The sequence below is a fragment of the Pseudomonas sp. LBUM1657 genome (assembly GCF_059716075.1).
This window is the reverse complement of the sequence record NZ_CP166799.1, coordinates 816325-834655: the sequence shown is the minus strand read 5'-3', so window position 1 is coordinate 834655 and position 18331 is coordinate 816325. Positions and strand designations below refer to the sequence as shown.

Genomic DNA, 18331 nt, shown 5'->3' with positions numbered 1-18331 from the left:
GCGCTCCATCATTCTTATTCGGCTGATTCTACTGCGGCAATCATCCGCACCACATCGACGGTTTCGGCCACGTCATGGACGCGCAATATACGCGCGCCCTTAGACAAAGCCAGCGCCGCAAGCGCCAGGCCGCCGTACAGCCGTTCCCCGACTTGGCGATTCAAGGCCTGTCCAATCATGCTCTTTCGCGAAACCCCGACCAACAAGGGCCGCCCCAAGGCATGCAGCGCTTCCATATGTTTGAACAAGCTTAGATTGTGCTGCAAGGTTTTGGCGAAGCCAAAGCCCGGATCCAGGATGATCCGTTCAGCCGGAATTCCTGCCAATGCGCACTGAACCATGCGCTCGGCAAGAAACTCGCCCACTTCTTTCGTAACGTCCTGGTATTGCGGACTATCCTGCATGTCGCCCGGCTCGCCGAGCATATGCATCAAACAGACTGGAAGCCCAGTGGCCGCTGCCGCATCCAGAGCACCATCGCGTCGCAGCGAACGCACGTCATTGATCAACCCCGCACCAAGTCGTGCAGTTTCGCGCATGACAGCTGGCGTGGAGGTATCAACCGAGATGATCACATCGAGTTCGCGATTGATACGTTCAACGATCGGAGCAACACGCTCCAGCTCTTCTAGCGGCGAAACCGCCCTGGCACCAGGCCGGGTCGATTCGCCACCGACATCGATCAGCGTCGCCCCGGCGGCGACCATGGCTTCGGCGTGGCGCAAGGCCGCATCGAGCTGGCTGTATTGGCCGCCGTCAGAGAAAGAATCGGGAGTGACATTGAGAATACCCATGACATGCGTCTGGGCCAAATCAAGAACCCGGTTGCCGCAAGGCAACCGGGTTGAGGACTGAACAGAAGTCATTTCAAACCTTAAACGTCAGCAGCCGGACCGCCGATCGGTGTTTCCGGACGCTCACCTTGTACCGCCGGAGGTGTCCCGGAAGTGCCGGTGCCGCCAGACCAGTCGCGAGGTTCGCGAGGCGTACGTCCGGCCATGATGTCGTCAATCTGCTCGGCATCGATCGTCTCGTACTTCATCAAGGCATCAGCCATGGCGTCGAGCTTGTCACGGTTATCCGTGAGGATCTGCTTGGCCGTGCCGTAGCACTGATCAATGATGCTACGAACTTCGGAGTCAATCAGCTTGGCCGTCTCACCGGAGAAGCTCGCACCCTGACCACCGCCGCCACGACCGAGGAACACTTCGCCCTCTTCTTCGGCGTACATCAATGGACCGAGTTTTTCCGAAAGACCCCACTTGGTCACCATGTTCCGTGCAATCTGACTGGCACGCATGATGTCGTTGGAGGCACCCGTGGTGACGCCATCGAAGCCCAGGGTCATTTCTTCAGCAATACGGCCGCCATACAGCGAGCAGATCTGACTGATCAACGCACGCTTGGACAGGCTGTAGCGATCTTCTTCCGGGAGGAACATTGTCACGCCCAACGCACGACCGCGCGGGATGATCGACACCTTGTACACTGGATCATGCTCAGGCACGACGCGACCAACAATGGCATGGCCCGCTTCGTGATAAGCAGTGTTCTGCTTCTCTTTCTCGGACATGACCATGGATTTGCGCTCGGCGCCCATCATGATCTTGTCTTTGGCCAGTTCGAACTCTTTCATCTCGACGATGCGCTTGCCGGCACGGGCAGCGAACAACGACGCCTCGTTTACCAGGTTGGCGAGGTCGGCACCGGAGAAACCAGGAGTACCACGAGCGATCACGGCCGGAGCGACGTCGTCACCCATTGGCACTTTGCGCATGTGGACCTTGAGAATCTGCTCGCGACCACGGATATCCGGCAGACCGACCACGACCTGACGGTCGAAACGGCCTGGACGCAGCAACGCAGGGTCCAGTACGTCCGGACGGTTGGTGGCAGCAATAACGATGATGCCGTCATTCATTTCGAAGCCGTCCATCTCTACCAGCAACTGGTTGAGAGTCTGTTCGCGCTCGTCGTGACCGCCGCCCATGCCGGCGCCACGGTGGCGACCGACGGCGTCGATTTCATCGATGAAAATGATGCAAGGAGCGTGCTTCTTGGCCTGTTCGAACATGTCACGAACACGACTGGCACCGACACCGACGAACATTTCGACAAAATCGGAACCGGAAATGGTGAAGAACGGCACTTTGGCTTCACCGGCGATCGCCTTGGCCAGCAAGGTTTTACCGGTACCCGGAGGGCCGACCATCAGCACGCCGCGAGGAATGCGACCGCCCAGGCGCTGGAACTTGCCCGGATCACGCAGGAACTCGACCAGCTCGCCGACTTCTTCCTTGGCTTCGTCGCAACCGGCAACGTCACCCAAGGTAGTTTTCACCTGATCTTCGGAGAGCAGGCGCGCCTTGCTCTTGCCGAAGCTCATCGGTCCGCCCTTGCCACCGGCGCCGCCCTGCATCTGCCGCATGAAAAACATGAACACAGCGATGATTACCAGGATCGGGAAGCTCGCGACCAGAAGCTGAGTCCAGATGCTTTGCTGTTCAGGCTGCTTGCCTTCGACTACGACGTGGTTATCCACGAGGTCGCCGATCAGACCGTTATCCTGAATCGCCGGACGGATGGTCTTGAAGCTGTCGCCATCATTGCGCTTACCGGTGATTACATAGCCATCAACCGCTACGCGTTCGACCTTGCCATCCTTGACCTGCTGGATGAAGTCGGAATAGTTGAGGGTCTGCGGCTCGTTAGGGCTGGAGAAGTTGTTCATCACTGTCACCAGGACAGCCGCGATGATCAACCACAGGATCAGATTCTTTGCCATATCGTTCAATTAACTACCCTCTGAAGCAAGCTCCGCTAATGGCGCGCGCTTCGCATGATATTCACCGGCCTAACTTACTACATTACCTACGACTCTGGCAGGCGCCGTCTGTAACCCTTTGTGAAACACTTTCTACACAATATTCGCTAATGCTCACGGGGCGAAATACGAAAAACCTATCACCCCGGTCAAAAACCTCTTATTCCTCACTGCGACCACGGAAACCACGGCCCAGCAGGTACTGCTCTCGGGAACGGTCGCGCGACGATTTCGGCTTGCGCGTCGTGACCTTCTCGAACTGCTTGCGCACGCTCTTGTGGTACTCATCGAAGCCTTCACCCTGGAAGACCTTGATCAAAAAATCACCACCTGGCTTCAACACCCGAGTCGCCAGATCCAATGCCAACTCGCACAGGAACATCGATCGCGGCATATCAACAGACGCCAATCCACTCATATTGGGGGCCATATCGGAAATCACAAGGTCCACCTCGTTTTTTCCAACCGCTTCGAGAATCTGCGCCAGTACGGCGTCCTCGGTGAAGTCGCCCTGAATGAAGGTCACATCGGGGATACTGTCCATTTCCAGGATGTCGGAAGCGATCAACGTGCCTTGCCCACCAATCAGACGACTGGTCACTTGGGACCAGCCACCCGGCGCAGCGCCAAGGTCGATCACACTCATGCCAGGACGGATCAGACGATCCCGTTCCTGAATCTCCAGCAATTTGTAACTGGCACGGGAGCGATACCCGTCTTTTTGCGCCATTTTCACGAATGGGTCGTTGAAATGCTCTTGCAGCCACTTAAGGCTTGTCTTGGAACGGGCCACGGGCCACCTCGAAAATAAAACGGGTCGTGATTAACTGGGCGGTCCCGGACTCGCTCGGGTAAACTGGCCGCCGCTTTTTACAAGATCAGACGCAGGGGTCAGATTATGCCGCTCACTCAAGAGCAGAAGAAACAGTACAAATCCATTGGCCACCATCTGAAACCAGTTTTGATTGTGGCTGACAACGGTTTGACTGAAGGTGTGTTAGCCGAACTTGAACGCGCTTTGGCGGATCACGAGCTGATCAAAATCAAGCTCAACATCCTCGATCGCGAATCTCGCCTGGCGTCCGTTGCAGAACTCTGCAAGGCCGGCAAAGCGGATCTGGTTCAAGTCATTGGCAAGATGGCACTGATTTACCGCAAGAACTTCAGCGTCAACAAGCAGCTGTCGAACGTCCATCGCTTCAAGTGATGACAAGGGTCAAGGGTGTGCTTCGCGCACCCCGCCACTCCATCCAGGCACCGGTTGCAACACCAGCACCAGCCCGGAAAACCCCAGAACAAGATAGCTGAACACCTGCCAGCGCACCGCCTCTGGCCAGCCGAAGCGAGCCGCGAAATACATCGCACACGCATACAGCGCCATCAGCAGCAGTTGTCCGCGAATATCGCGCCATAGACTGGCAAGGCCCTCGGCCTGAACTATCACCAAAGCCTGAAAAATCACACACGCTGCGGCAAACCCCACCATCAGCGCATTCAGCATGCCTGCGATTTCGTCGATCAGCAGCGGCGCCAAACCAATTCGGCCCAGCACCGGCAGCAGACCAATGTGTAACAGCCACAGGCCGCCGACCCACAACATCTGAGTCAACTGCCAAAGCATGGCGCCCGCACGTAGCGGGCGCCTGCGATTAGATGTGGCGAACTTCGACAATCTCGTACTCGATAACGCCGCCAGGCGTTTTCACGGCAACCACGTCACCCTCTTCCTTGGCGATCAAGGCGCGAGCCAACGGAGAACCGACCGAAATCTTGCCGAGTTTGAAGTCAGCCTCATCCTCACCAACAATGTGGTAAGTGACGCTTTCATCAGTCTCGACATTGGCGATTTCAACGGTGGTGCCGAAAATCACTTTGCCGGTGTGAGGAATGGTCGTGACATCGATGATCACCGCGTTCTGCATGCGGCCTTCGATGTCACGAATCCGTGCCTCGACCATACCTTGCTGCTCGCGAGCGGCGTGGTATTCGGCGTTTTCTTTCAAGTCACCCAACTCGCGGGCCGTGCCGATGTCCTGGCTAAGCTTCGGACGGACGACCTTAGTCAGGTGAGCGTGTTCCTCTTCAAGGGCTTTGGCGCCCTTGACGGTCATTGGGTATTTGATCATGCCTTCAATCCTGCGTGTAGATCCTGCAAGCGGCGCACGGTCTTCTCGGGACCGAACTTCAGCGCTTCGCAGATAGCTTCGCCAGCAGCAATAGTTGTGGTGCAGTAAATCTTGTGCTGCAAGGCATTACGACGAATGGAATAGGAGTCAGCGATCGACTGACGACCTTCGGTGGTGTTGATGATCAGGGTGACTTCGTCATTTTTGATCATGTCGACCACGTGCGGACGACCCTCGGTCACCTTGTTCACACGGCGCACTTTCAGGCCTGCGGCTTCGATCAATTTGGCAGTACCGGCAGTGGCGACCACTTCGAAGCCCAAGTTGATCAGATCACGAGCCACGCCTGCAACCAGTGGCTTGTCGTCATCACGCACGCTGATGAACGCAGTACCACCGGTCGGCAACACTTCGCTGGCGCCCATCTGGGCCTTGGCGAATGCTTCACCGAAGGTATCGCCCACGCCCATCACTTCGCCGGTGGACTTCATTTCTGGGCCCAGGATCGGGTCCACGCCAGGGAATTTGGCGAACGGGAACACCGCCTCTTTCACGCTGTAGAAGTTCGGAATGATTTCCTTGGTGAAGCCGATTTCCTTCAGGGTTTTACCAGCCATCACGCGAGCCGCGATCATCGCCAGGGAAACACCGATGCACTTGGACACGAACGGTACGGTACGGGAAGCGCGCGGGTTGACTTCGATGACGTAGATGTCTTCGCCTTGCAGCGCCAACTGAACGTTCATCAGGCCGACCACGCCCAGTTCCAGGGCCATTTTCTTGACCTGTTCACGCATCTCGTCCTGGATATGCGCAGGCAGCGAGTACGGCGGCAGGGAGCATGCGGAGTCACCGGAGTGAACGCCGGCCTGCTCGATGTGTTGCATGATCGCGCCGATCACCACGTCGGTGCCGTCGCACACTGCATCCACGTCCATTTCGATGGCGCAGTTGAGGAAGTGATCGAGCAGCACCGGGCTGTCGTTGGACACTTTCACCGCATCACGCAGATAGCGCTTGAGCTCTTCTTCTTCGTAGACGATTTCCATCGCCCGACCGCCCAGTACGTAGGACGGACGCACTACCAACGGGTAGCCGATCTTGCTGGCGGCACGAATCGCTTCATCTTCGCTGCGCACGGTGGCGTTTGGCGGCTGACGCAGGTTCAGACGCTCAACCATTTGCTGGAAGCGTTCGCGGTCTTCGGCACGATCGATGGCATCGGGGCTGGTGCCAATGATCGGCACGCCGGCTTCTTCCAGGGCACGCGCCAGTTTCAACGGAGTCTGGCCGCCGTACTGGACGATTACGCCCTTCGGCTTCTCGACGCGGACGATTTCAAGTACGTCTTCCAGGGTCACTGGCTCGAAATACAGGCGATCGGAGGTGTCGTAGTCGGTGGAAACGGTTTCCGGGTTGCAGTTGACCATGATGGTCTCGTACCCGTCATCGCGCAGAGCCAGTGCCGCGTGTACGCAGCAGTAGTCAAACTCGATGCCCTGGCCGATACGGTTAGGACCGCCGCCAAGGATCATGATCTTGTCGCGGCCCGACGGCGCGGCTTCACACTCTTCCTCGTAAGTCGAGTAGAGGTAAGCAGTGTCGGTGGAGAACTCGGCCGCGCAGGTGTCAACGCGCTTGTAGACCGGGTACACCTCAAGTTTGTGACGGTGGCGACGCAGGCTCTTCTCGGTCACGCCCAGCAGCTTGGCCAGACGCATGTCGGAGAAACCTTTGCGCTTGAGCTTGAACATCATGTCGCGGTCGATGCTGGCCAGACCCAGGGTCTTGACCTTCTCTTCTTCCTTGATCAGATCTTCGATCTGCACCAGGAACCACGGGTCGATCATGTTCATGCCGAAGATGTCTTCGACCGACAGGCCAGCGCGGAAGGCGTCAGCCACGTACCAGATACGCTCGGCGCCCGGCACGGTCAGTTCGCGCTTGAGCACGCTCATGCTTTCCGGGTTGCTCAGGTCGAGCTTCTCGTCCAGACCGCAAACGCCCACTTCCAGACCGCGCAGGGCTTTCTGCAGGGATTCCTGGAAAGTCCGGCCGATGGCCATGACTTCACCCACCGACTTCATTTGAGTGGTCAGGCGTGCATCGGCTTTCGGGAATTTTTCGAAGGCAAAGCGTGGCAGCTTGGTCACGACATAGTCGATGGACGGTTCGAAGGACGCCGGGGTCTTGCCGCCGGTGATGTCGTTCGACAGCTCGTCGAGGGTGTAACCGACCGCCAGTTTCGCCGCGACCTTGGCGATCGGGAAACCAGTGGCTTTCGACGCCAGGGCCGAAGAGCGGGATACCCGCGGGTTCATCTCGATGACCACCATGCGGCCAGTGTTCGGGCAAATGCCGAACTGAACGTTGGAGCCGCCGGTTTCCACGCCGATCTCGCGCAGTACCGCCAGGGAGGCGTTACGCAGGATCTGGTATTCCTTGTCGGTCAGGGTCTGTGCCGGCGCAACGGTGATCGAGTCACCGGTGTGCACGCCCATCGGGTCAAAGTTTTCGATGGAGCAGACGATGATGCAGTTGTCCTTCTTATCGCGGACAACCTCCATTTCGTATTCTTTCCAGCCGATCAGGGATTCGTCGATCAGCAGCTCTTTGGTTGGCGACAGGTCGAGACCGCGAGCGCAGATTTCTTCGAATTCTTCACGGTTGTAAGCGATACCGCCGCCGGTGCCGCCCATGGTGAAGGACGGACGGATGATGCACGGGAAGCCGAGCTTCTCGAGGACCACGTTGGCCTCTTCCATGCTGTGGGCGATACCCGAACGCGGGCAGTCCAGACCGATGGATTTCATCGCCTTGTCGAAGCGCGAACGGTCTTCAGCCTTGTCGATGGTGTCAGCGTTGGCGCCGATCATCTCTACGCCGAACTTTTCCAGAACGCCTTCGCGCTCCAGATCCAGTGCGCAGTTCAGAGCGGTTTGGCCGCCCATGGTCGGCAGCAGGGCGTCCGGACGCTCTTTCTCGATGATCTTGGCAACGGTCTGCCACTTGATCGGTTCGATGTAGGTGGCGTCGGCCATGGCCGGGTCGGTCATGATGGTCGCCGGGTTGGAGTTCACCAGGATGACGCGGTAACCCTCCTCGCGCAGGGCTTTACAGGCCTGGGCGCCGGAGTAGTCGAATTCGCAGGCCTGGCCGATCACGATCGGGCCAGCGCCGAGAATCAGGATGCTTTTAATGTCTGTACGTTTTGGCATGGGTTTGTCACTCAAATCCGCAGGTCAGTCGGCAAGCCGTCTTGTTCAATCTTTGAAGACTTGAGGGGGCCACCGTTTTCGGGACCACCCTCAAGCTTTGCTACATCAAGGCGAGCGATTAGCGTCGCTTGGCCATTTCGTTGATGAAGCGATCGAACAGTGGTGCTACGTCGTTCGGGCCAGGGCTGGCTTCAGGGTGACCCTGGAAGCTGAAGGCGCTCTTGTCGGTACGCTCGATACCTTGCAGGGTGCCGTCGAACAGCGATTTGTGGATCGCACGAACGTTGGCTGGCAAGGTGGTTTCGTCTACCGCGAAACCGTGGTTCTGGCTGGTGATCATCACTACGCCGGAGTCCAGATCCTGGACCGGGTGGTTGGCACCGTGGTGGCCGTGACCCATTTTCAGGGTCTTGGCGCCGGAGGCCAAGGCCAGCAGTTGGTGGCCGAGGCAGATACCGAATACCGGGATCTCGGTTTCCAGCACGTCCTTGATGGCCTGGATCGCGTAGTCGCAAGGCTCCGGGTCACCAGGGCCGTTGGACAGGAACACGCCGTCCGGCTTCAGAGCCAGTGCTTCAGCCGCCGGCGTCTGTGCAGGCACCACGGTCACGCGGCAACCGCGCTCGACCAGCATGCGCAGGATGTTCAGCTTGACGCCGTAGTCGTAGGCAACCACGTGGTACGGCAGCTCGGAGGCGTCGATGGTCGCGTGGCTGTCGGTTTTCAAGTCCCAGACAGTCGAACGCCACTCGTACTTCTCTTTGGTGCTGACGACTTTTGCCAGGTCCATGCCCTTGAGGCCAGGGAAGCCCTGGGCGGCGGCAATAGCGGCTTCTTCGGAGATGTTGTCACCGGCCATGATGCAGCCGTTCTGCGCGCCTTTTTCACGCAGGATGCGTGTCAGGCGGCGAGTGTCGATACCGGCGATTGCCACAACGTTGTTGGCTTTCAGGTAGTCGGACAGGGACATCGTGTTGCGCCAGTTGCTCGCAACCAGCGGCAGGTCACGGATGACCAGGCCAGCGGACCAGACACGGTCGGACTCGGCGTCTTCCGGCGTGGTGCCAGTGTTGCCGATGTGCGGATAAGTCAGGGTAACGATCTGTTGGGCGTAGGAAGGATCGGTAAGGATTTCCTGATAGCCGGTCATTGCGGTGTTGAACACCACCTCACCAACGGTTTGACCGTCGGCTCCAATGGCTTCGCCGCGAAAAATGCTGCCATCAGCAAGGGCGAGTATGGCTGGCTTAGTCAAGAAGACCTCCCGTAAATAAAGCCTGAAAGGGCGATCGCAGGTTGTAAAAAAGCGGAGTGACGTATGGACACGTCACCCCGCTTCTTCACTGAATAATTCTGCGCGCTTTTAGTGGACACACTAAAGCTGTAGCTTACAGAAAAAGGCATTTTTGGTCTACCGCCAATGAGCCTTAAAGGCCGGAGAATGCGACAGGACGTCGCTTGGCGGAGTAAAACCGGGCTCAAACGCTGTGTTTGAACCCGATTTCGGGTGCATCTTAACGCAGGTCGAGCACGTCTTGCATGTCGTAGAGGCCTGGCTCACGACCGTCCAGCCACAAAGCTGCACGTACTGCGCCCTTGGCGAAGGTCATGCGACTGGACGCTTTGTGCGTGATCTCGACACGCTCACCGTCGGCAGCAAACAGCACGGTGTGATCACCGACGATGTCGCCGGCACGTACGGTAGCGAAACCGATAGTTTCACGAGCACGGGCACCGGTCTGACCTTCACGACCGTAAACCGCCACTTCCTTCAGGTTGCGACCCAACGCATCGGCAATCACTTCACCCATCCGCACGGCAGTACCCGATGGCGCATCGACTTTATGTCGATGGTGAGCTTCGGTGATTTCGATATCGACATCATCACCCAGCACGCGAGCAGCGGTGTCGAGCAGCTTCAGGCACAGGTTGACACCGACACTGAAGTTGGCCGCGAAGACGATTGGAATATCCTTGCCCGCCTCCGCCAGCAACTGCTTTTCTTCAACACTGAAACCGGTAGTGCCGATGATCATCGACTTGCCATGCTTGCGACAGAACGCGAGGTTCTTCAGGGTCACCGTCGGGTGCGTGAAGTCGATCAGCACGTCGAACTCGTCAACCACCCGATCCAGATCGCCGGACAGCGGCACGCCGATACGACCCAGCGCAGCCAGCTCGCCAGCATCCGCGCCGACCAGCGTGCTGTCAGGACGATCCACCGCCGCCGTCAAGCCGGCGCCCGGCGTTTGTTGCACGGCTTCGATCAGGGTCTTGCCCATGCGCCCGGCGGCGCCCATCACTGCAATACGTCGCATGCCTGTCTCCTTACAAATCGCCGAAGAAGCGTTTCACGCCTTCGAACCAACCGGTGGTTTTCGGTGAATGGCTGTTGTCGTCCGCCAGCGAGCTGCGGAACTCTTCCAGCAATTCGCGCTGACGTCGACCCAGGTTGACCGGGGTCTCGACCGCCACGCGACACATCAGGTCACCGGCACCGCCACCACGCACTGGCGCAACGCCTTTACCACGAACACGGAACTGCTTGCCGGTCTGAGTTCCCTCAGGGATCTTCAGTTTGACTCGACCATCAAGCGTCGGAATCTCCAGCTCGCCACCCAGCGCCGCGTCGACAAAACTGATCGGCACTTCGCAGAACAGATGTTTGCCGTCACGCTGGAAGATCGCGTGCTCGCGCACATTGATCACCACGTACAGGTCGCCAGTCGGCCCACCCTGGGCGCCCGCCTCGCCTTCGCCGGACAGACGAATGCGATCTCCGGTATCGACACCAGCCGGCACTTTCACCGAAAGGGTTTTGTACTCTTCGACACGACCTTCACCGTGGCAGGAGTCGCACGGATCGGAAATGATCTTGCCCTGGCCATGGCAGCGCGGGCAGGTCTGCTGCACCGAGAAGAAGCCCTGCTGCATGCGTACCTGGCCGATACCGCCACAGGTCGGGCAAGTCACCGGGGAGGAACCTTTCTTGGCACCCGAACCGTCGCACGGCTTGCAGTTGACCAGTGTCGGGACGCGGATATTCACGGTCGTGCCGCGTACCGCTTCTTCCAGATTCAGTTCCAGGGTGTAACGCAGGTCGCTGCCGCGCTGGGCACCGCCACGAGCACCGCCGCGACCGCCACCGAAGAAGTCACTGAAAACATCGCCAAAGATGTCCGAGAAGTTCTGACCACCAAAACCGGCACCGCCGCCACCCATGCTCGGGTCGACACCGGCATGACCGTATTGGTCATAGGCCGCGCGCTTGCTGGAATCGGACAGCACTTCGTAGGCCTCGTTGGCCTCCTTGAACATCTCTTCCGACGCTTTGTCATCGGGATTACGGTCCGGGTGATGCTTCATCGCCAGGCGACGGTAGGCCTTTTTCAGGTCCGCCTCGCTTGAGCCTCGCTCAACACCCAACACTTCGTAATAGTCACGCTTTGCCATAAGTCTTTGCACTCTTAAGGACGTTCGGCAAACCTCTCCTGAGCCTCGCCAAACTCGTTGAGCCCCAATACAGGCCCGGACCCAACTCACGTCAATTCAACGATCCTGGTCTTTGATTCAATGCGGTACTTTCGGCTCGAAAAGCAGGAGCATTTCCGGCCATACCAACAGCACCCGAGCGTTGTCGCATGCTGTAAAAATTCGCTAACTCCAGACACGCCAACGCGGGAGCAAGCTCCCGCGCGGCGACATCCTACCAGTCACCGCCTGAAGGCAGTCAACCGGGCGACCAACAACTTACTTGTGGTCTTTGACTTCTTCGAACTCAGCATCAACAACATCGTCAGCTTTTTCAGCTTTCTCGTCGTTCGGTGCAGCGCCTTCAGCAGGCTGAGCCTGTTCGGCGTACATCTTCTGCGCCACTGGAGCGGAGATTTTCGACAGCTCTTCAACCTTGGCATCGATTGCCGCTTTGTCGTCGCCTTTAACAGCGGCCTCCAGAGCAACAACAGCCGCTTCGATTGCAGTCTTCTCTTCAGCAGTCACTTTATCGCCAGCATCAGCGACCATTTTGCGAGTCGAGTGAACCAGCGCATCGCCCTGGTTGCGAGCGGTTGCCAGCTCTTCGAACTGGCGATCTGCGTCGACGTTGGCTTCAGCATCGCGAATCATCTGCTGAATCTCTTCCTCGGACAGACCAGAGTTGGCCTTGATCACGATCGACTGAGTCTTGCCGGTGGCCTTGTCCTTGGCGCCTACGTGCAGAATGCCGTTGGCGTCGATGTCGAAGGTCACTTCGATTTGTGGCACGCCACGTGGTGCTGGTGGAATCTCGGCCAGGTCGAACTTGCCCAAAGACTTGTTCTGTGCGGCTTGCTTACGCTCGCCTTGCAGAACGTGAATGGTCACAGCGCCCTGGTTGTCGTCGGCAGTCGAGAACACTTGCGATTTCTTGGTAGGAATCGTGGTGTTTTTCTCGATCAGCGCGGTCATCACGCCACCCATGGTTTCGATACCCAAGGTCAGCGGGCTGACGTCGAGCAGCAGAACGTCTTTCACGTCGCCGGCCAATACCGCGCCCTGGATGGCAGCACCCATGGCAACGGCTTCGTCCGGGTTCACGTCTTTACGTGCTTCTTTACCGAAGAATTCGGTCACCAGCTTCTGAACCAGTGGCATGCGGGTCTGACCGCCTACCAGGATCACGTCGTTGATGGCGCCAATGTCGATGCCGGAATCTTTCAGAGCGATGCGGCAAGGTTCGATGGTGCGCTGAACCAGGTCTTCTACCAGCGCTTCGAGTTTGGCGCGGGAGATTTTCACGTTCAAGTGCTTAGGACCGGTGGCGTCTGCAGTGATGTACGGCAGGTTCACGTCGGTCGAATTGCTCGAAGACAGTTCGATCTTGGCTTTTTCAGCGGCTTCTTTCAGGCGCTGCATGGCCAGCGGGTCACCTTTAAGGTTCATGCCGCTTTCTTTCTTGAATTCGTCAACGAGGTAGTCGATCAGACGAATGTCAAAGTCTTCACCGCCCAGGAACGTGTCGCCGTTAGTGGCCAACACTTCGAACTGGTGCTCGCCATCGACTTCAGCGATCTCGATCACGGAGACGTCGAAAGTACCGCCGCCCAAGTCGTAAACGATCACGGTGTGATCGCCCTTGGCTTTGTCCATGCCGTAAGCCAGAGCGGCTGCGGTTGGTTCGTTGATGATACGTTTAACGTCCAGGCCCGCGATGCGGCCGGCGTCTTTGGTGGCTTGACGCTGGCTGTCGTTGAAGTAGGCCGGAACGGTGATTACCGCTTCGGTCACTGGCTCGCCGAGGTAGTCTTCGGCGGTCTTCTTCATTTTCTTCAGAATTTCAGCCGAGATCTGTGGCGGCGACATTTTCTGGCCGTTCACTTCAACCCATGCGTCGCCGTTGTCAGCCTTGGCGATTTTGTACGGGACCATCTTGATATCTTTCTGTACGACTTCTTCGTCGAACTTACGACCGATCAGACGCTTCACCGCGTACAGGGTGTTATGCGGATTGGTCACAGCCTGACGCTTGGCCGACTGACCAACGAGGATCTCGCCATCGTTGGCATACGCGATGATCGACGGCGTGGTACGCGAGCCTTCAGCGTTTTCAATAACTTTGGCCTTGCCGTTTTCCAGCACGGAGACGCAGGAGTTGGTAGTCCCCAGGTCGATACCGATAATTTTGCCCATGTTCACTCTCCCGAAACTTTGGATTTGGTTGCCGCAGCAGTGGTGGCTAACTGCGGTAGCACTTAAACGCTTGACTTCTAAATGGGGGCCTTGCGGCTAATTTCAAGCCTGCTCGTCAATCGAAGGCGAAACCGGCGCCGGGGCCTTGCTGACCACAACCATGGCCGGGCGCAGCAGACGACCGTTGAGCTGGTAGCCCTTCTGGAACACCTTGAGTACGCTGTTCGGCTCGACGTCGGCGCTCTCTTGCATGGCCATTGCCTGATGCTGAATGGCATTGAACGGCTCGCCATGCGGATCGATCACTTCCAACTGATAGCGCTTCAGGGTGTCCTGGAACATTTTCAGGGTCAGTTCGATGCCTTCGCGCATTGGGCGGATGCTTTCGTCATCCGGACTGGACAACTCCAGGCCACGCTCCAGGCTGTCGATGATTGGCAACAAATCGCCAGCGAATTTTTCCAGGGCGAATTTGTGAGCCTTTTCGACATCCTGCTCGGCGCGACGGCGGACGTTCTGCAGATCAGCCGCTACACGCAAAGCCTGATCATGAGCGCCAGCCAATTGCTCTTCGAGCACTTGTACACGAGCCGCCAGCTCATCACCCGAGTCCTGGGCGGCCTGATCGGCGTCTAGATTTTGCGTATCCACTGTCTGTTCGTCAGCCATAGATTTCTCCTTTCAATATCGTCCGCGAGCTCAACTCGCGCTTCTGCCCAGCTATATGGGGCCGCAAAATTCAGCTTCAAGGGGCGCCTATTGATTAACCCTACAAAAAACAGCTGCATTGTCATTCCGGGGCGCGCTAAGGATTTCGTCGGATCAAGCAAATTGAGCTAAGGGAGAGGATTGTCAGCCAGAAACAAAACACTGTATAAATAACCAGACCTAAAGCCTGGGAGCGGCCTTCATGCTGGTGCACCTGTCCGTACACAACTACGCCATTGTTGAACATCTCGATCTTGAACTTGATCGCGGGATGAGCGTGATCACAGGGGAAACCGGCGCCGGCAAGTCGATCATGCTCGACGCCCTTGGCCTGACCCTGGGCGATCGCGCCGACAGCGGCGTGGTCCGCCCTGGCGCGGACAAGGCCGATATCCTGGCAACTTTCGACCTGATCGACATTCCCGAAGCCAGCGCCTGGCTGGCCGAGCGCGACCTCGAAAGCGACGGCCCGTGCATCCTGCGCCGGGTGATTACTGCCGAAGGACGCTCGCGCGGCTACATCAATGGCACGCCCTGCCCACTTGGCGATCTCAAGGCACTGGGCGAGTTGCTGATCGATATTCACAGCCAGCATGAACACCAATCCCTGCTCAAGACCGATACCCACCGCCGCCTGCTCGATGAATACGCCGGCGCTACGGATCTTGCCCGTCAGGTACAACTGGCCGCCCAACGCTGGCGCCAGACCCGCCAGGAACTGGAGCGCCTCTCCAATTCCGGTGACGAACAACGTGCCCGCCATCAGTTGCTCAGCTATCAGCTCGAAGAGCTGGAAAACCTCGGCCTCGGGGAAAACGAACTGGAGCAACTGGAATCGGAGCACAAGAACCTCACCAACGCCGAAACCCTGCTGGGCATCTGCCGACAAGTTGTCGAACAGTGCAGCGAAAGTGATTCCGGCAATGTCCTGAACGCCCTGACAGCCAGCCTCAACCGCCTGTCGAGTGTGAACAACTCGATCGGCGCACTGGGCGAAGCCAGCAGCCTGCTGACCAGCGCACAGATTCAGGTCGAAGAAGCCGTGGGCGAACTGAACCGCTTCCTTGATAACTTCGATGCCGACCCGGCGCGCCTTCAGTACCTGGAAGAACGCCTCGATGCGATCTACACCATGGCTCGTAAACATCGCATCCAGCCGACCCAAGTTGCCGAGATGCAGCAGAAGCTGCTGGATGAAATCGAAACCCTGAATGCCAATGATGAATCCATCGAACGGCTTAGCGATGAACTGGCCTCCTATGCCCGCCATTATCAGGAGAAAGCCAGAGGCCTGAGTGATCTGCGTCATCAAGCCTCCAGCAGCCTGGCCAGCGCCGTGGAGCAGGAAATCCAGCGACTGGGCATGCCCGGTGGCCGCTTTACCATCGAACTGCGCCCCAACAGCAGCGATGAACTGCTGCCAAATGGGCTTGAACAAGTAGAACTGCTGGTGAGCGCTAACCCGGGACAGCCTTTGAAAGCCTTGGCGAAAGTGGCATCGGGCGGCGAGCTCTCTCGAATCAGCTTGGCGATTCAGGTGATCACTGCGCAGACCTCACGAGTACCCACCCTGGTTTTCGACGAAGTGGACGTGGGCATCGGCGGCCCGACCGCCGAGATCGTCGGCCAGTTGCTGCGTCGACTCGGGGAACGCGGGCAGGTTCTAACGGTGACCCACTTGCCGCAAGTGGCGGCGCAGGGGCATCAGCATTTATTTGTGCACAAGGTGCGCGGCGAAGATGCGACTCACACTGCCGTCTCCAAGCTGAGCAAGAACGATCGCGTTGAAGAAGTGGCACGTATGCTGGGCGGCATCGACCTCACCAAGGAATCCCTGGCTCACGCCAAGAAGATGGTTGTCACCGCTAAAATCTAGGAATGGCAGAAAGCACGAAGGCGACCCTAGGGTCGCCTTCGCTCGTTTTGCGAACCTCAAGTTCGCGCGACATGCTTACTTTTTCTTGCGCACGTACAGTACAAGGTTGTGATCAACCATCTCGAAGCCATACTTGTCGACGATTGCCTTCTGCAGTCGCTCGATTTCTTCGTCGAAGAATTCGATCACTTCACTGGTTTCGACGTTGACCATATGGTCGTGATGCTTGCCATCGTCCAGCTCGAAGACCGCATGGCCTCCGTCGAAGTTGTGCCGCACCACAAGGCCAGCTGCCTCGAACTGAGTCAGTACACGGTAAACCGTGGCCAGACCGACGTCCTCACCAGCCTCCATCAGCGCCTTGTAGACATCCTCGGCACTCATGTGGCGTTGCTCGGCGGAATCGAGCATTTGCAGAATTTTGACCCGTGGCAGGGTCACTTTGAGGCCGGCTTTGCGTAGTTCGCTATTTTCAACCATGGTCAGCTTTCTCGCGATGCTGCTTCGCAGCTTCTCTTAATGCGGGTATGATCGGCGTTTACGTTGTCCCAGCCAAGATAGTGGAAGTCGCCCACCGATGCAAAACACCAAGCTCTTGCTAACCAGTTTCACCTTTGTGGGACTGCTCGCACTCGCCGGTTGTTCATTCCCCGGGGTTTACAAAATCGACATCCAGCAGGGCAATGTCGTCACGCAGGACATGATAGACCAGTTACGCCCGGGAATGACCCGTCGGCAAGTACGGTTTATCATGGGCAACCCTCTGTTGACTGACACGTTCCATGCCGATCGCTGGGATTATCTGTACAGCCTGCAACCGGGTGGCGGTGAACGCCAACAGGAACGCATTAGCGTTATCTTCAACCCAAATGACCAACTTGTCAGCCTCTCTGGTGATTTCATGCCAGGCGTGAGCCGAGACGAGGCCATTCTCGGCAAGGACAGCGGCACCACCGTCGCTGAACCCGTAGAAAACGCCGAGAAGCCGAAACCGGAAAAACCGGTCAAGCCAGGTTCATTGCTGGATCAGATCCAGAAGGATGTGGACGGAGTAGAAACCGTTCCAGTCCCGACTCCAGAGCCCCTGGAAACCTCGCCGCAATAATTTGCGACGCAATAAAAAACCCGGAATGTCCGGGTTTTTTATTGTCTGGCGTTCGGCCTGATCACTGTTTGCGCGTTCTGGCCTCGGCAGCCTTGGCCGCCCGTAGCCGGCGAACTTCTTTCGGATCAGCCAGCAATGGCCGGTAAATCTCGATGCGATCTCCTGCCTGTACCAGACGACTGTCTGGATCCGCGATCACCTTGCCGAAGATTCCTACGGGGCAGTTGTCCAGATCCAATTCCGTAAACGCCTGGCCTACACCTGACTTCAACAAAGCCGCTCGGACCGTCGTACCTGGCGGCACGGCCACAGACAGAAGCACCTGACGATCAATGGCGGCATACACCACCTCGACTTCGATCACGGCCTCAACCATGCATCTGCTTGGCGCGCTGGCAGAACGCGTCCACCAGCGTATTGGCTGCCTGATTGAACAACGGCCCCAAGGTCGCGCGAACAATCGGCCCGGCGTAATCGAACGACAGGTCCAGACTTATTTTGCAGGCCTTATCGGTCAGCGCCTTGAACACCCAGATGCCATGCAACTGGGTGAACGGGCCCTCCTCGAGATTCATCTCGATCGATTGGCCGGGCACCAGGATATTACGTGTTACGAAATGTTGGCTGAGCCCGCCTTTTGCCACGCCGACGCTGGCGCGCATATGCTCGGGAGAGCTTTCCAGGACTTCAGCCGAAGAGCACCACGGCAGGAATTCCGGATACCGCGCCACGTCGTTGACCAAGTCATACAGCGCTTGCGCCGGGTATGGCAGCAGGGCTGAACGTTGAATGTGTGTCGTCATGTCA

At 57.8% G+C, this 18331-nt stretch carries 17 protein-coding genes; 3 read left to right on the top strand and 14 right to left on the bottom strand.

Going from position 1 to position 18331, the window contains the following annotated elements; translation table 11 throughout:
• Nucleotides 1-14: 14 nt before the first annotated feature.
• The 3 genes from folP to rlmE all read right to left on the bottom strand — a co-directional run bounded on the left by folP (nt 15) and on the right by rlmE (nt 3617).
• Nucleotides 15-866: a dihydropteroate synthase gene (folP, locus tag ACA055_RS03735; RefSeq protein WP_497682418.1), complete on the bottom strand. Its 852-nt coding sequence runs from the start codon at nt 864-866 to the stop codon at nt 15-17.
• Between the two features lie 8 nt (nt 867-874).
• The gene (gene ftsH / locus ACA055_RS03730) at nt 875-2785 is read right to left on the bottom strand and encodes an ATP-dependent zinc metalloprotease FtsH (RefSeq protein WP_497637875.1); all 1911 of its coding nucleotides are present in this window, start codon (nt 2783-2785) and stop codon (nt 875-877) included.
• 199 nt (nt 2786-2984) lie between these two features.
• Nucleotides 2985-3617 (bottom strand): 23S rRNA (uridine(2552)-2'-O)-methyltransferase RlmE, encoded by a 633-nt coding sequence (gene rlmE / locus ACA055_RS03725; protein WP_003177853.1) that lies wholly within the window; start codon nt 3615-3617, stop codon nt 2985-2987.
• A gap of 105 nt (nt 3618-3722) precedes the next feature.
• On the opposite strand from rlmE, the gene ACA055_RS03720 reads away from it, so the two are divergent.
• Nucleotides 3723-4031: a YhbY family RNA-binding protein gene (locus ACA055_RS03720; protein ID WP_497682417.1), complete on the top strand. Its 309-nt coding sequence runs from the start codon at nt 3723-3725 to the stop codon at nt 4029-4031.
• 9 nt (nt 4032-4040) lie between these two features.
• Here the strand turns inward: ACA055_RS03720 and ACA055_RS03715 are convergent, their stop codons facing one another.
• From ACA055_RS03715 to grpE, 8 genes are all read right to left on the bottom strand, one after another.
• Nucleotides 4041-4445: an MFS transporter gene (locus ACA055_RS03715; RefSeq protein WP_497682416.1), complete on the bottom strand. Its 405-nt coding sequence runs from the start codon at nt 4443-4445 to the stop codon at nt 4041-4043.
• 28 nt (nt 4446-4473) lie between these two features.
• Nucleotides 4474-4950, bottom strand: a complete 477-nt coding sequence (gene greA, locus ACA055_RS03710; protein WP_046045786.1) for a transcription elongation factor GreA — start codon at nt 4948-4950, stop codon at nt 4474-4476.
• Entirely contained in the window at nt 4947-8168 is a 3222-nt protein-coding gene (gene carB / locus ACA055_RS03705) for a carbamoyl-phosphate synthase large subunit (protein WP_497682415.1), read from the bottom strand. Before carB ends, greA begins: the two co-directional genes overlap by 4 nt.
• A gap of 118 nt (nt 8169-8286) precedes the next feature.
• Nucleotides 8287-9423, bottom strand: coding sequence for a glutamine-hydrolyzing carbamoyl-phosphate synthase small subunit (gene carA / locus ACA055_RS03700; protein ID WP_497682414.1), 1137 nt, complete (start codon nt 9421-9423; stop codon nt 8287-8289).
• 259 nt (nt 9424-9682) lie between these two features.
• Nucleotides 9683-10486 carry a 4-hydroxy-tetrahydrodipicolinate reductase gene (dapB, locus tag ACA055_RS03695; protein WP_497682413.1) on the bottom strand — a complete coding sequence of 268 codons (804 nt, stop codon included), beginning with the start codon at nt 10484-10486 and terminating at the stop codon, nt 9683-9685.
• A gap of 10 nt (nt 10487-10496) precedes the next feature.
• Nucleotides 10497-11621, bottom strand: a complete 1125-nt coding sequence (gene dnaJ / locus ACA055_RS03690; protein ID WP_123405133.1) for a molecular chaperone DnaJ — start codon at nt 11619-11621, stop codon at nt 10497-10499.
• A 297-nt stretch (nt 11622-11918) separates the two neighbouring features.
• A complete protein-coding gene (dnaK, locus tag ACA055_RS03685; RefSeq protein WP_497682412.1) occupies nt 11919-13835 on the bottom strand; it encodes a molecular chaperone DnaK in 1917 nt (638 codons plus the stop codon).
• Nucleotides 13836-13937: 102 nt separating this feature from the next.
• Complete coding sequence (gene grpE, locus ACA055_RS03680; protein ID WP_497682411.1) at nt 13938-14504, bottom strand: nucleotide exchange factor GrpE; 567 nt, start codon at nt 14502-14504, stop codon at nt 13938-13940.
• A 241-nt stretch (nt 14505-14745) separates the two neighbouring features.
• On the opposite strand from grpE, the gene recN reads away from it, so the two are divergent.
• A complete protein-coding gene (recN, locus tag ACA055_RS03675) occupies nt 14746-16419 on the top strand; it encodes a DNA repair protein RecN (RefSeq protein ID WP_497682410.1) in 1674 nt (557 codons plus the stop codon).
• 75 nt (nt 16420-16494) lie between these two features.
• Here the strand turns inward: recN and fur are convergent, their stop codons facing one another.
• Nucleotides 16495-16899: a ferric iron uptake transcriptional regulator gene (gene fur, locus ACA055_RS03670; protein WP_003197684.1), complete on the bottom strand. Its 405-nt coding sequence runs from the start codon at nt 16897-16899 to the stop codon at nt 16495-16497.
• A 97-nt stretch (nt 16900-16996) separates the two neighbouring features.
• Here fur and ACA055_RS03665 point away from each other — a divergent pair, with 97 nt between their 5' ends.
• The gene (locus tag ACA055_RS03665; RefSeq protein ID WP_497682409.1) at nt 16997-17524 is read left to right on the top strand and encodes an outer membrane protein assembly factor BamE; all 528 of its coding nucleotides are present in this window, start codon (nt 16997-16999) and stop codon (nt 17522-17524) included.
• Nucleotides 17525-17585: 61 nt separating this feature from the next.
• On the opposite strand, the gene ACA055_RS03660 is transcribed toward ACA055_RS03665, so the two are convergent.
• Complete coding sequence (locus ACA055_RS03660; RefSeq protein WP_497682408.1) at nt 17586-17900, bottom strand: RnfH family protein; 315 nt, start codon at nt 17898-17900, stop codon at nt 17586-17588.
• Nucleotides 17893-18327: a type II toxin-antitoxin system RatA family toxin gene (locus tag ACA055_RS03655; protein WP_497682407.1), complete on the bottom strand. Its 435-nt coding sequence runs from the start codon at nt 18325-18327 to the stop codon at nt 17893-17895. The genes ACA055_RS03660 and ACA055_RS03655 overlap by 8 nt, the downstream gene beginning before the upstream one ends.
• Nucleotides 18328-18331 lie beyond the last annotated feature (4 nt).